This is a genomic window from Cupriavidus necator N-1, from assembly GCF_000219215.1.
GTDB classification, from domain to species: domain Bacteria; phylum Pseudomonadota; class Gammaproteobacteria; order Burkholderiales; family Burkholderiaceae; genus Cupriavidus; species Cupriavidus necator.
This window is the reverse complement of sequence record NC_015723.1, coordinates 784,219-797,178: the sequence shown is the minus strand read 5'-3', so window position 1 is coordinate 797,178 and position 12,960 is coordinate 784,219. Positions and strand designations below refer to the sequence as shown.

Genomic DNA, 12,960 nt, shown 5'->3' with positions numbered 1-12,960 from the left:
CCGCCGACGCAGGCAAAGGAGACCCGGATGCGACTGCCGATCCCGACCGCACGCCTGCCCCGCCTGGTTGCCGGCGCGCTGCTTCCCGCCATGCTCGCGCTGGCGCCATGCGCGGCGCGCGCTGCCGAGCCTGCCCAGCAGACACTGCTGGCCGACGGCTGCAAGACGCTGGCCGAGCGCGTCAGCCGTGAAAGCGGCAACGGCCCCGTCTTCCTCGCCAGCTATGAACCCGCGCCGGGCGGCGAGCCGCTGGCCCCGGCGCTGCGCAATGCCGCCTTCGTCTACGACAACGCGCTGGCCGGCATCGCGCTGGTGGCCTGCAAGCGCCCCGCCGAAGCGCGCCGCATTGCCGACGCCGTGCTGCAGGCGACCCGCCAGGACCGCCACTTCCGCGATGCGCGCCTGCGCAACGCCTACCGCGCCGGCCCGCTGCCGGCTGGCCCGGTGCCGCTGCCAGGCTGGTGGGACGAACCCAGCAAGCGCTGGTTTGAAGATGCCTACCAGGCCGGCACCGCCACCGGCAACGTGGCCTGGGCCGCGCTGCTGCTGCTGGCCGTGCATGACGCCACGCGCGATCCACGCTACCTGGATGGCGCCGCCGCGCTGATGGGCTGGGTGCATGCCACCGTGCCCGACACGGGCGCGCCCGCCGGCTATATCGGCGGCTTCTTCGGCCATGAGCCGAAGCAGACCCGCCAGGGGTGGAAATCGACCGAGCACAACGTCGATACCTATGCCGCCTTCAGTTGGCTCGCCAGCCAGCGCAACGATCCGCGCTGGCGCGATGGCGCGGCGCGCTCGCGCGGCTTTGTCGGCGCCATGTGGCAGGCGCGCGAGGGCCGCTTCATCATCGGCACGCGCGACGATGGGCGCGTGCCAAACGCCGGCCCGTCCGCGCTGGATGCGGTGCTGTGGCCGCTGATCGCGATCCCGGACCCGCCGCAGGACTGGCGCCGCAACCTGGCGTGGGTGGAGGCCAAGCACCGCGCCGGCGCAGGCTACGGCTTCAAGGGCGGCCCCGACGGCATCTGGACCGAAGGCACCGGGCAGGCCGCGCTGGTGCTGCAGGCCGCCGGGCAGGCGCAACAGTCGCAGCCACTGTGGCAGCTGCTGCTGTCGCAGCGGGCGCCGTCCGGGATGCTCTACGCCACGCCCGAGGCACGCATCAGCACCGGGCTGTCGATCGGGCCCACCTCGACCACGGAGGACTTCCACTACTTCCACCTGCCCCACCTGGGCGCCACCGCATGGGCCGTGCTGGCCGCGGCGCGCTGGAACCCCTTCCGTCCGGGCGGATGCCTGGAACCATCCTGCCCGCCGCCGGCCATTGCGGCCGCGCCGGCCAATGCAAGCACCAACACCACCAAGGACTGACGATGTTCGCCCTCTTCCTGGAAAACCAGACGCTGCTGGTCATCAACGGCGGCGTGCTGCTGGCGATGGTGCTGCTCTCGATGCTGTGCCGGCATGACCGGCCGGCGGACCGCGTGCTGTTCGGCGGCGTCGCCGCCTTGCTGCTGGTGGTGTACCTGACCTGGCGCATCCGCGAAACACTGCCGGACTGGCAGATGACCTTCGCCAGCGTGTGGGCCCATGTGTTCTTTACCTTCGAATGCATGACGCTGGCCTATACGCTGCTGTCGATCGTGGTGCTGGCGCGCACCAGCAACCACACCCCCGACGCCGACGCGGGCGAGGCCGCCTTGCGCCGCGCCAAGCAGGTGCCGCCGGTGGACATCTTCATTGCCACCTACAACGAAGGCTTGGACATCCTGGAGAAGACCATTGTCTCGGCGCTGGCGATCGACTACCCGGACTTCCGCGTCTGGGTGCTGGACGACACCCGCCGCGACTGGCTGCGCGAGTTCTGCGAACGCGTCGGCGCGCACTACGTAACGCGCCCGGACAATGCCCACGCCAAGGCCGGCAATCTCAACAACGGCCTGCGCCACAGCGCCGCGGCCGGCGGCGCGCCCTACATCCTGGTGCTGGACGCCGACTTCGCGCCGCATCGCAATATCCTGCTGCGAACCGTGGGCCTGTTCAGCGATGCGCGCGTGGGCGTAGTGCAGACGCCCCAGTTCTATTACAACGCGGATCCGATCCAGTACAACCTGCGCGCCACCGAATGCTGGGTCGATGAGCAACGCGCCTTCTTCGACGTGATGCAGCCAGCCAAGGACGCCTGGGGCGCGGCGTTCTGCATCGGCACCTCGTTCGTGGTGCGGCGCGATCTGATCGACCTGATCGGCGGCTTTCCCACCGGCACGGTGACCGAGGACATCCACCTGACCTACCGGCTGCTGCCGCACGGCTATCTCACGCGCTGGCTCAATGAGCGCCTGAGCGTGGGGCTGTCCGCCGAAGGCCTGCCCGAGTACATCAGCCAGCGCAGCCGCTGGGGGCTGGGCACGATCCAGGTGGCGCTGACCGCGGACGGGCCACTGCGCGGGCGCGGCTACACCGGGATGCAGCGGCTGCACTACGTGCACGGCCTGCTGCACTGGCTGTCGCGGCCGTTCACGCTGATGCTGCTGGCAGGGCCGCTGCTGTACTGGTACCTCGGCGTCTCCACGCTGTACGGCGAGCCGCTGCAGTTCCTCGCCTACGGCCTGCCGGCGCTGGTGGCGTACTGGGCGTACAGCATCTGGATCACCGGCCAGCGCGCGCTGCCGATCTTCACCGAAGTCACGCAGATCGTGGCGGCGCTGGCCGTCACCGCATCGCTGGTGAGCGCGATGTTCAAGCCATTCGGGCGGCCATTCAAGGTGACAAACAAGGGGCTGGACCGCTCCAAGCTGGTGATCCACGGCAAGTTCGTTGCGCTGTACGCGGGGTTGCTGGGTTTCTCCGCGCTGGGACTGGGCCGCGCCCTGGTGGTGGACCCCGATGCGCAAGGGCTCGCCTTCAACACGATCTGGACCGGGGTGGCGCTGATGCTGTACCTGGCCTCGCTGCTGGTCTGCGTGGAACTGCCGCGCCCGCGCAAGGAAGAGCGCTTCCCGCACCGCGCGGCAGCGCTGCTGCGCGTGGATGGCAAGGAATACCGCGTGACCACCAGGGACCTGTCCTGCAACGGCGTTGCCGTCACCACGCCGCTGGCGCCGGCCATCCCCGCCGGCACCGAGGGCGCGCTGTGGCTGGAGCAGACCGGCTGGATCCCGTGCCGCGTGGTGCGCCGCGACGGGCAATTGCTGGGCATCGCCCTGAACGCCGGCATGGCGGCGCGCCACGCGCTGATCCGGCTGCTGTTCACCGATCCCGCACACAACATCGCCCGGCAGGGGCGGCCCAAGCTGGCGCTGTCGCGCTTTGTGCGGCGCGCGCTGCTGGGCTGAACCATGCCAGATAACAATCCCCACTCTCCGGAACCATCCATGCGAAGCTTGCCACGCCCCCGTACCCTGCCCCCGCCGCGCCTGCTGCTGCCCGCCGCGCTCGTGCTGGCCCTTGCGGCCTGCTCGCTCGAACCGCAATACCAGCGCCCCGACGCGCCGGTCCCGTCGGCGTGGCCGGAGGGCGCTGCCTACCGCACCCCGCAGGCCAGTGCGGCACAGCCGGGTCAGCCGGCCCAACCCGCCGGCCCTTCGGCCGCGGACCTGGGATGGCGCGATGTTTTCATCGACCCGCAACTGCGGCAGCTGATCGAACTGGCGCTGGCCAACAACCGCGACCTGCGCATGGCCACGCTTGCCATTGACGAAGCGCGCGCGCTGTACCAGATCGAGCGCGCGGCGCAATTCCCCACGGTGGAGGGCAATGCCGGCATGGTCTCGCAGCGGCTGCCGCAACGGCTGCGCGCGGCGGGCCAGTCGCCGCAGATCACCACCTATAACGCAGGCATCGGCTTCACCGCGTTCGAGCTTGATTTCTTCGGCCGGGTGCGCAGCCTCAAGCATGCCGCGCTCGAGGAATACATGGCCACGGAAGAAGCGCGCCGCAGCGCGCAGATCAGTCTGGTGTCCGAGGTGGCCAACGCCTACCTGACGCTGCTGGCCGACCGCGCGCTGCTGAAGCTGTCGCAGGACACGCTGAAGACGCAGCAGGACGCGGCAGAGATGGTGCGGCGCGGGCGCCAGGTCGGTGCGATGGCGCAACTGGACCAGCATCGCGCGCAAACCCAGGTGCAGACCTCGCAGGTGGGCGTTGAGCAATACACGCGGCAGGTGGCGCAGGATGAGAACGCGCTGTCCTTGCTGATCGGCGGCCCGTTGCCGAAATCCGTGACCGATGCCGGCGCGGCGACTGCCAACGCCAACGCGGCCGCGCAAGATCCGCTGGACGCGCGCACCCTGGTGAGCGAGTTCCCCGAAGGGCTGCCGTCCAGCGTGCTGGTGCGCCGCCCCGACATCCTCAACGCCGAGCACCGCCTCAAGGCGGCCAACGCCAATATCGGCGCGGCGCGCGCGGCCTTCTTCCCGCGCATCTCGCTGACCGGCGCGCTGGGCGTGGCCAGCAGCAGCCTGGCGGGGCTGTTCTCCGGCGGCATGGCGTGGGTGTTCGCGCCGCAGCTGACCGTGCCGATCTTCGACGCCGGGCGTAACCGTGCCGGGCTGGATGCGGCCAACGTGCGCAAGGACATCAACGTCGCCAACTACGAGAAGACCATCCAGACCGCGTTCCGCGAAGTGGCCGACAGCATGGCGGCACGCGCCACCTACGAGCGCCAGGTGCAAGCGCAGGAAGCCCTGGTGCGCGAAGGCAGCGAGACCCGGCGGCTGTCGGAAATGCGTTTCAAGAACGGCGTGGACGACTACTTCGGCGTGTTCGACGCGCAGCGCCAGCTCTACACCGCGCAGCAGGCGCTGATCACGTACAAGCTGGCCGGCCTGACCAGCCGCGTATCGCTGTACAAGTCGCTGGGCGGCGGCTGGCGCGAGGTGACCGAGGCCGCCCCGGCGGCCAATGGCGGCGCACGCCAGGCACCCGCCGCGCGGCCGCAAGCCGCGGCACAGCCCCAGGCGGCAGCACGGCCTCAAGCCGTGACGCAACCTCAAGCCGTAGCGCGGTCCCAGGCCGTGGCGCAGCCTCAAGCTGCCGCACAGCCTCAAGCCGCCGCACAGCCGCAAGCCGTGGCACCGGCTCAGGCCGCAGCCCAGCCCCAGGCCGTAGCGCAACCCCAGGCTCCGGCGCAATCCCCGGCGGCGGCACAGCCGGCACCCGTCGCGGCTACGCCGCGCTGAGCCGGGCGTGCGGGACCCAGGCGCTGGTCAGAAGTACTTCAGCCAGCGCCAGTCCCGCCGCCTTGCCTTCAGCGCCGCGAACCAGCGCACCGTCGGCCACAGCACCAGGGCCAGCACGGCCGCCCCCAGCCACAGCTGCCAGACGTGGTCGAGACCGAACACCTTGCCCTGGTTCAGTCCCCAGCGGTGCACGCAGGCCTGGTACAGCCCCTGCAGCACGTAGAGGTGCAGCAGGTAGAAGAACATCGGCACGGCGCCGAACACGGCCATGCGCCGCGCGATCCAGCCGCCCTGCGCGCGCTCCAGCCACGCCAGCAGCAACCAGCCCACTCCCAGCGTCAGCAGCAGGAACAGCAGCGACGGCGGGTACTTGGTGGCGTTGAGGAAGCTCATCGCGGTGTGCAAGGCGTCGCTGCCCGAGATCCACTTCTGCTCCTGCCCGTAGCCGTTCAGCGCGCGCAGCACCGCAAAGCCTGCCAGCGCCGCCAGCCCGCATCCAGCCAGCAGCCGCTGCCGCACCCCGGCAGGCACCGTGGCGGCAAACCACGGCCCCGCCGCATAGCCCAGCGCAATCACGCCGATCCACGGCAGCACCGGGTATGAGGTGCGCACCCTGAAGCCGTCAGCCACCTCGAACCAGGTGCGGTCGTGCAGGATGGCCCAGGGCACGTGCCAGGCGCTGTCCACCGGGAAATGCAGCGGGCTCAGCAGGTTGTGGCCAGCCACCAGCGCAATGCCCGCGGCAATCAGCACCGCCCGCGGCAGCCATACCAGTGCCGCCAGCGCCATCATGCTCAGGCCGATGGCCCAGATCACCTGCAAGTAGATCACCTGCGGCGGCAAGGTCCCGGTCCAGGCAAAGCCGACCAGCGTCACCTCCAGCAGCACCAGGAACACGCCGCGCTTGAGCAGGAAGCCGCTGACGGCGCGCCGGTCGTGGCCGGCGGCACCGTAGAGCCACGCCGATACGCCGGCCAGCCAGATGAAAACCGGTGCGCACAGATGCGCGGCGAGCCGGCTGAAGAAAAGTGCCGGAGAGGTCGTGGCGACATCCATGGGATCGGCCACCTGGACGTGCAGGAAGAACATATCCCGCACGTGGTCCAGCAGCATGGTCAGGATTACCAGTCCGCGCAGAGCATCAATGGACAGCAGCCGGCCGCCGGCCGGCCGCGTGCCCGCGGCAGAAGGGAAGACTGTCGGAGAAGACAGGGGCGCGGCAGTGCGCGACTTGGCTGGCAGCATCGTCAATAGCTCAGTTGCACGCCCAGCCGCACGCTGCGGCCCGCGCCCGGCGCAATCCACAGGCTGCTGTACGAACTGGCGTAGTAGGTCTTGTCGAACAGGTTGCCCACATTGAGCGACACACGCACATTGCGGCTGTATTGCCAGTAGCCATGCAGATCCACCAGCACATAGGCTGGCAGCGAGAAGCTGTCCTGCACATCGCCCGGACGCCGCCCCACGTAACGCAGGCCGGCACCAACGCCATAGCGCTGGCCCACCGGCGCGGCATCCTCGTACACCGCCAGCAAGCTGCCGCTGGTGCGCGGCACGTTGGACAGCGGCGTGCCGGCGGCAAGTCGCGTGTCCTGCGTGATCTCGGCATCGGTCAGCGCAAAGCTGCCCGACACGCGCCAGTGGGTGCCAAGCTGCCCGGCCACGTCCAGCTCCAGGCCGCGGCTGCGCGCTTCGCCGGCGGCGATATAGAAGGACGGATCGGACGGGTCGGCGGCCAGCACATTGCGCTTGCGGATCTCAAAGATCGCCAGCGTGGCGCCGGTGCGGCGGTCCTCGCTGTCGAACTTGATGCCGGCCTCCACGGCGCGGCCGCGCTCGGGGTCGAACGGCTGGCCCGCGGCGTCGGCGCCGGCATTGGGGCGGAATGACTGGCTGGCATTGGCAAACAGCGACACGTTCTGGCTGGCCAGGTAGCTCACGCCCACGCGCGGCGACACCGCGTTCTGGTGCTGCGTGGTGCGCGTGCCGCGCAGGTGGTTGTCCAGCGACTGGTCGACGGCGTCGAAGCGCACGCCGGCCAGCACGCGCCAGCGCTCGCCCAGGCTCAGCTGGTCCTGCAAGTAGGCGCCGAGATTGCGCTGGCGCTCGTACGTGTCCATGTTCCACGGCATCGGCGGCGCCGGCTGGCCATAGGCCGGCTCGTAGATGTCGATCGCGTACGGCGCCGCGGCGCTGGGGTTCTTGCGCAGGATCGCCATGGTATTGCCGAAGCGGTAGGCATCCACCCCCATCAGCAGTTCATGCCCGACCGGGCCGGTGCTGAACTTGCCGGTCACGCTGGCCTGCAGCGAGACATCGTCCGACTGGAAGTCGCGGTAGCGGCGCTGACGCCAGAGCGTGCGGCCATCGGCGGCCAGTGAAGTCGCCTCGCTGCTGTGCCCCGTCAGTGCGCCGCCGCGATACGACAGGCCGAGCCTGCCCTTCCAGTTTGGATTGAACTGGTGCTCCACGCTGAGCTGGTGCGACTGGCTGTCCAGCCGCATGTCGCCGTCGCCGGGCTCGCCCAGGAAGCGCGAGCGCGGGATGCGCCCCAGCTGGCCGTTGACGGCCACCACGCCGCGGTCCATCGGCGTGGTGTAGCGCTGGAATTCAGCCGCGTACTGCAGCACGGTGTCGTTACCGAGCGTCCAGGTGAACGACGGCGCCACCAGGTAGCGCTGGCTGTTGATGTAGTCGCGCGTGCTGCCCTGGTGGTCGGCCACGGCGATCAGCCGGCCGGCCACGTTCTCGCCGAGCGGGCCGGTGACGTCGGCCGTGACACGATAGCCGTCGCGCGTGCCAAGCTCGAAGCCATAGCGCTGCGCGGGCCGGAACTGCGGCTGGCGCGTGACCACGTTGAAGGTGCCGCCCGGCTCGCTGGTGCCGTACAGCGATGACGTGGGGCCCTTGAGCACTTCCACGCGCTCGATGGTGGCCGCATCCATCGGCGCGGTATAGCCGCGGTTGGCGGCAAAGCCGTTGACCAGGTAGCCCGCGCCGGTGTTCTCATGGCCGGTGAAGCCGCGCATGGCGAAGTTGTCCCACAGGCCGCCGAAGTTGTTCTGGCGCGCGATGCCGCTGACATAGTCGAAGGACTGGTCGAAACGGTCGCGGCGATGTCGTCCAGCATGGCGCGCGGCCCCACGCGCACTGACTGCGAAATCTCGCGCAGCGGCGTGTCGGTGCGGGTCGCGCCGGAGGCGTCGGGCGGGTTGTATGATGCGGAGGCCGTGCCGACCACCGACACCGCCGGCAGCGTAATATCGGAGGCCTCGGCGGTATCCGCCACCTCGGCCAGGCCGGACATCGCCAGCATCAGGGCGGCCACCGGCCGCAATGAGCGCGCCTGGACCGGGCGCAAGTCTGGTACAGCAGGCAGGAACGAAAACGGCATGCGGTGCCGGGCACGGCTGGGCTGCGCAAGCAGCATAAGGAACACCCCAATAAAAACGAGTCGCGGCGGCGGCCATCCGACTGGCAAACCGCAGCGACTCATTAATGATAATAATTTCTCATTAAGATTTTAGGCATGGAACGCATGACCCGTCAACGCGGCGCCGTCATCGACGCGCTGCGCGAAGCTGGCCGGCCTCTGAGCCCGGCCGAAATCCTGGCCGCGGCACAGCGCCAGGTGCCGTCCCTGGGTCTGGCCACGGTCTATCGCAACATCCGCACCCTGCTGGACGATGCGCAGGTGCATGCGGTGGAACTGCCGGGCCAGCCCGACCGCTATGAACTGGCGGGCGAACCCGGCGCCGTGACGCACCGCCACTACTTCCAGTGCCTGACGTGCGATCGCGTATTTCCGCTGGAAGGGTGTCCCGGGCACATGGAAGAGATCACGCCGCCGGGCTTCGAGGTGGAGCACCACGAGCTGACGCTGCTGGGGCGTTGCCCGGACTGCGCCAGCAAGTCCGGCAAGCGGCGCAGGGCGGCGGCGCGGGACCACTGAACAGCGGCGTGTTCGGGGCACGGCCAACTGTACTGAGCCACTGGTCCACACCTGTATATGGCGCTTGCGCCGTGCTTGCCGCATGATGCGGCAGCATTGCACAGGCCACGCCATCAAACAGGATCTCCAAATTGCCGCAAACCGCCGCCCACCGTCGCTCGACCCTGATCGCCGTGCTGGCCCTGACCGGCTCGATGGCCTCGCTGTGCATCGGCACCTCGTTTGCCAAGAGCCTGTTCTCGGCGCTCGGGGCACAGGGCACCACGGCGCTGCGGGTGAGTTTCTCGGCGCTGATCCTGCTGTGCGTCTGGCGCCCGTGGCGCATCCCGCTGACGCGGGCCAACGCGCGCGCGATCGCGCTGTACGGTGCGGCGCTGGGCGCGACCAACCTGCTGTTCTACATGTCGCTGCGCACCATCCCGCTGGGGCTGGCGATCGCGATCGAGTTCACCGGGCCGCTGGCGGTCGCGGTGCTGTCGTCGCGGCGCGCGATCGATTTCCTGTGGATTGGCTTTGCCGTGGCCGGGCTGCTGCTGTTGCTGCCGGTGGGCGATGCCGCCGGCACGCTGGATCCTGTGGGCATCGGCTATGCGCTTGCCGCGGGGGTGGGCTGGGCGCTGTATATCGTGTTCGGGCAGATGGCGGGCAACGCCCACGGCGGGCAGGCCACCTCGCTGGGGCTGACCATGGCGGCCCTGGTGGTGCTGCCGTTCGGGATGGCGCATGCGGGCACCGCGATGTTCAGCCCGACGCTGCTGCTGTTCGGGCTGGCGGTGGGCATCCTGTCGAGCGCGATTCCCTATTCGCTGGAGATGGTGGCGCTCAAGCGCCTGCACCGGCGCACCTTCGGCATCCTGCTGAGCATGGAGCCGGCGATGGGCGCGCTGGCCGGGCTGGCGTTCCTGCATGAACAGCTGAGCGCGCTGCAATGGCTGGCGATCGCCAGCATCATCACCGCCTCGGTCGGCTGCACCATGACCTCGCGCGGCAAGCGCGAAGCCGGTTGACCGCTGGGCTCAGGACGCGCTGAACCAGTCCGCCGGCAGCCGCAGCTCGCTGCGCGCCGGCTGGCCAAGCGCCAGCGTGACTTCATGCAGGTAGCTGTCCTCCGGATTGCGGCGGCTGGCAAAACCGAGGCCGCGCAGGATGGCCAGCATGCGGCGGTTCTCGCTGAGCACGTCGCCGCGCAGGGTGCGCAGGCCGGCCGCGCAGGCCAGCTCGCACAGCCTGGCGATCAGGCGCCGCCCCAGTCCCTGCCCTTGCCAGCCGTCGGCAACGACCACGGCAAATTCCCCCACCTGCCCGGACACCACGTATTCCGCACTGGCGACAATGGCTGATACGCCCTCTGCGTCGGGCGCCTCCACCACCAGCGCCACCCCGCCAGGGCCTGGCGCGGCTAGGCCGTCGACAATCGCGTCCACCACGCGCCCGCCGCTCAGGAAGCGGAAGTAGCGGCTCTCACGCGAGAGTCCGTCCACCAGCGCGCGCAGCGCCCCACTATCCTGTGGCCGCGTACGGCGCAGCGTGACCTGTACGCCCCGTCCCACCATCCAGCTTTCCGCCTTGCCCGTGCGGGCTTCGCTTTGATCATCCATCCTGGCACCATCTGGATTCAAAATTTGTAGTCAGAGTATAGGAGATAACCTGGCTTTTGCAAATGAAGTCAGCATGCTATGCTTGCCCGCATCATGACCCCCAATGCGTCCGACCTCCGCCACTGCTCGATTGCCGCCACGCTGTCGCTGATCGGCGAAAAGTGGACAATGCTGATCCTGCGCGACGTCTTCCACGGCGTGACGCGCTTCGACGACTTCCTGCGCCGGCTGGAATGCTCGCCCGCGGTGCTGTCCGCGCGCCTCAAGACGCTGACCGACGCCGGTCTGCTGCGCAAGGTCGGCTACCGCGAGCCCGGCGAGCGCGAACGCTCCGAATACCGCCCCACCCGCGCCGCCGTGGAGTTGCTGCCGGTGCTGGTCGGCCTGATGCAGTGGGGCGACAGCCACATGGCCCCGTCCGGCGAAGGCCCGGTGCAGATCCGCTCGCGCGCCAGCGGCAAGCTGGTACGCGCGGCACTGGTCGACGAGGACGGCGCGGAAGTATCGCCGCGCGATATGCTGATCGTCCCCGTCAACGCCCAGTCCCCGGCTTCGGACCAGTAGCACCGAGCGCGGCATTGCACCGCACCAGCGCAGCCCACCGCACTGCACCATGAGTGTGCCGCCAGCCCGGCGGCCGCCCCACCACAGCGCATCCCGGCATCACTCCGCCGCACCTCAGCGCAACAAACCCCCACTCACCGTCACATACCGGCCTGGCACACCCCTTGCGTAACAGGGTACGGGCCCGTCAACGGCGACCGGCCCACCCCACATACGCAGCCTCTATTCCATGTAGTGGCTGTCAGGACAACGGCGTCCCCAGAACTGGCCTGAACGGCCTGGTTTGCGGGACGCCATTTGTTTTTGGAGCCAAGGACGATGACCGCCAAAGCCACCCGCATCGAGCTGCTGAGCTTTAAGACCCCGCAGATGCGCGCCTTCCACCTGACCTGGATGGCGTTCTTCGTCTGCTTCTTTGCGTGGTTTGCCTGCGCGCCGCTGATGCCGGTGCTCAAGGGCGAGTTCGGCCTGACCCCGGGCCAGATCGCCAACATCAATATCGCGGCGGTGGCGGTGACCATCCTGGTGCGCCTGGTGATCGGCCCGATGTGCGACCGCTTCGGCCCGCGCAAGACCTATACCGGCCTGCTGGCGCTGGGCGCGCTGCCGGTGCTGGGCGTGGCGCTGGCACAGAACTACGAGACCTTCCTGACCTTCCGCCTGCTGATCGGCGCAGTCGGCGCCAGCTTTGTGATCACGCAGTACCACACATCGGTGATGTTCGCGCCCAACGTAGTCGGCACCGCCAACGCAGCCGCGGCCGGCTGGGGCAATGCCGGCGGCGGCGCCGCGCAAGCCATCATGCCGCTGCTGCTGGCCGCCGTGCTGATGCTCGGCGCCGACCACGCGTTCGGCTGGCGCTTCGCCCTGCTGGTGCCGGGCGTGCTGATGCTGATCATGGCCGTCGTCTACTGGCGCTTCACCCAGGACTGCCCGGAAGGCAACTACTCGGACCTGCGCGCCCGCGGCATCGCCATCACCGGCAAGGACGGCGGCAAGGGCGGCGGCTGGGCCAGCTTCCGCGCCGCCAGCGCCAACTATCGCGTGTGGCTGCTGTTCATCACCTACGGCGCCTGCTTCGGCGTGGAGATCTTCATCCACAACATCGCCGCCTCGTACTACGTCGACCGCTTCGGCCTGAGCCTGAAGGCCGCCGGCATGGCCGCCGCGAGCTTCGGCCTGCTGGCGCTGTTTGCCCGCGCCCTGGGTGGCTGGTTGTCGGACAAGGCGGCGCGCCGCCGCGGCCTGGACGCACGCGCCACGCTGCTGTTCGTGCTGATCCTGGGCGAAGGCCTGGGCCTGCTGTGGTTCGCGCAGGCCGGCAACGTGACGCTGGCGGTGGTCGCGATGCTGCTGTTCGGCCTGTTCACCCACATGGCCTGCGGCGCGACCTACGCCCTGGTGCCCTTTATCGACCGCAAGGCGCTGGGCGGCGTGGCCGGCATCATCGGCGCTGGCGGCAACGTGGGCGCCGTCGCCGCGGGCTTCCTGCTCAAGGGCCTGGGCGACCTGCAGCACACGCTGACGGTGCTGGGCGTGCTGGCCACCATCGCCGCCCTTTGCGCCATCGCCATCCGCTTCAGCGCCGAGCACAAGGCCCAGGAGCAGGCGCTGTACGACAGCGCAATGGCCAACTGATTTTGAAGCATCGCTCCCACAGCAC

The 12,960-nt window shown here is 69.3% G+C and carries 9 protein-coding genes and 1 pseudogene; 7 read left to right on the top strand and 3 right to left on the bottom strand.

Annotated elements, in window-relative coordinates; all coding sequences use genetic code 11:
- Positions 1-27 precede the first annotated feature (27 nt).
- Genes CNE_RS21705 through CNE_RS21695 form a run of 3 tightly spaced genes read left to right on the top strand, consistent with a single transcriptional unit; the run spans position 28 to position 5,183 of the window.
- Positions 28-1,374, top strand: a complete 1,347-nt coding sequence (locus CNE_RS21705; protein WP_013952419.1) for a hypothetical protein — start codon at positions 28-30, stop codon at positions 1,372-1,374.
- Positions 1,375-1,376: 2 nt separating this feature from the next.
- Complete coding sequence (locus CNE_RS21700) at positions 1,377-3,338, top strand: glycosyltransferase (protein WP_013952418.1); 1,962 nt, start codon at positions 1,377-1,379, stop codon at positions 3,336-3,338.
- A 39-nt stretch (positions 3,339-3,377) separates the two neighbouring features.
- Entirely contained in the window at positions 3,378-5,183 is a 1,806-nt protein-coding gene (locus CNE_RS21695; RefSeq protein ID WP_041228568.1) for an efflux transporter outer membrane subunit, read from the top strand.
- A gap of 27 nt (positions 5,184-5,210) precedes the next feature.
- Here the strand turns inward: CNE_RS21695 and CNE_RS21690 are convergent, their stop codons facing one another.
- Both CNE_RS21690 and CNE_RS21685 read right to left on the bottom strand, forming a co-directional pair.
- A complete protein-coding gene (locus CNE_RS21690; protein ID WP_013952416.1) occupies positions 5,211-6,428 on the bottom strand; it encodes a DUF1624 domain-containing protein in 1,218 nt (405 codons plus the stop codon).
- A gap of 2 nt (positions 6,429-6,430) precedes the next feature.
- Positions 6,431-8,613, bottom strand: a pseudogene (locus CNE_RS21685) (TonB-dependent siderophore receptor).
- A gap of 99 nt (positions 8,614-8,712) precedes the next feature.
- Here CNE_RS21685 and CNE_RS21680 point away from each other — a divergent pair.
- The gene (locus CNE_RS21680; RefSeq protein WP_013952414.1) at positions 8,713-9,135 is read left to right on the top strand and encodes a Fur family transcriptional regulator; all 423 of its coding nucleotides are present in this window, start codon (positions 8,713-8,715) and stop codon (positions 9,133-9,135) included.
- A 131-nt stretch (positions 9,136-9,266) separates the two neighbouring features.
- Positions 9,267-10,142 carry an EamA family transporter gene (locus CNE_RS21675; protein WP_013952413.1) on the top strand — a complete coding sequence of 292 codons (876 nt, stop codon included), beginning with the start codon at positions 9,267-9,269 and terminating at the stop codon, positions 10,140-10,142.
- 9 nt (positions 10,143-10,151) lie between these two features.
- Here the strand turns inward: CNE_RS21675 and CNE_RS21670 are convergent, their stop codons facing one another.
- The gene (locus CNE_RS21670) at positions 10,152-10,733 is read right to left on the bottom strand and encodes a GNAT family N-acetyltransferase (protein WP_013952412.1); all 582 of its coding nucleotides are present in this window, start codon (positions 10,731-10,733) and stop codon (positions 10,152-10,154) included.
- Between the two features lie 78 nt (positions 10,734-10,811).
- On the opposite strand from CNE_RS21670, the gene CNE_RS21665 reads away from it, so the two are divergent.
- Both CNE_RS21665 and CNE_RS21660 read left to right on the top strand, forming a co-directional pair.
- A complete protein-coding gene (locus tag CNE_RS21665) occupies positions 10,812-11,297 on the top strand; it encodes a winged helix-turn-helix transcriptional regulator (protein ID WP_013952411.1) in 486 nt (161 codons plus the stop codon).
- 318 nt (positions 11,298-11,615) lie between these two features.
- Positions 11,616-12,935, top strand: coding sequence for an MFS transporter (locus tag CNE_RS21660; RefSeq protein ID WP_013952410.1), 1,320 nt, complete (start codon positions 11,616-11,618; stop codon positions 12,933-12,935).
- Positions 12,936-12,960: the final 25 nt, after the last annotated feature.

Bases quoted from the DNA above. Each gene is read 5' to 3' on its own strand.
- CNE_RS21695 (WP_041228568.1), top strand. From the start codon at position 3,378: ATGCGAAGCTTGCCACGCCCCCGTACCCTGCCCCCGCCGCGCCTGCTG.
- CNE_RS21670 (WP_013952412.1), bottom strand. From the start codon at position 10,733: ATGGATGATCAAAGCGAAGCCCGCACGGGCAAGGCGGAAAGCTGGATG.
- CNE_RS21665 (WP_013952411.1), top strand. From the start codon at position 10,812: ATGCTTGCCCGCATCATGACCCCCAATGCGTCCGACCTCCGCCACTGC.
- CNE_RS21660 (WP_013952410.1), top strand. From the start codon at position 11,616: ATGACCGCCAAAGCCACCCGCATCGAGCTGCTGAGCTTTAAGACCCCG.
- CNE_RS21690 (WP_013952416.1), bottom strand. From the start codon at position 6,428: ATGCTGCCAGCCAAGTCGCGCACTGCCGCGCCCCTGTCTTCTCCGACA.
- CNE_RS21680 (WP_013952414.1), top strand. From the start codon at position 8,713: ATGGAACGCATGACCCGTCAACGCGGCGCCGTCATCGACGCGCTGCGC.
- CNE_RS21700 (WP_013952418.1), top strand. From the start codon at position 1,377: ATGTTCGCCCTCTTCCTGGAAAACCAGACGCTGCTGGTCATCAACGGC.
- CNE_RS21705 (WP_013952419.1), top strand. From the start codon at position 28: ATGCGACTGCCGATCCCGACCGCACGCCTGCCCCGCCTGGTTGCCGGC.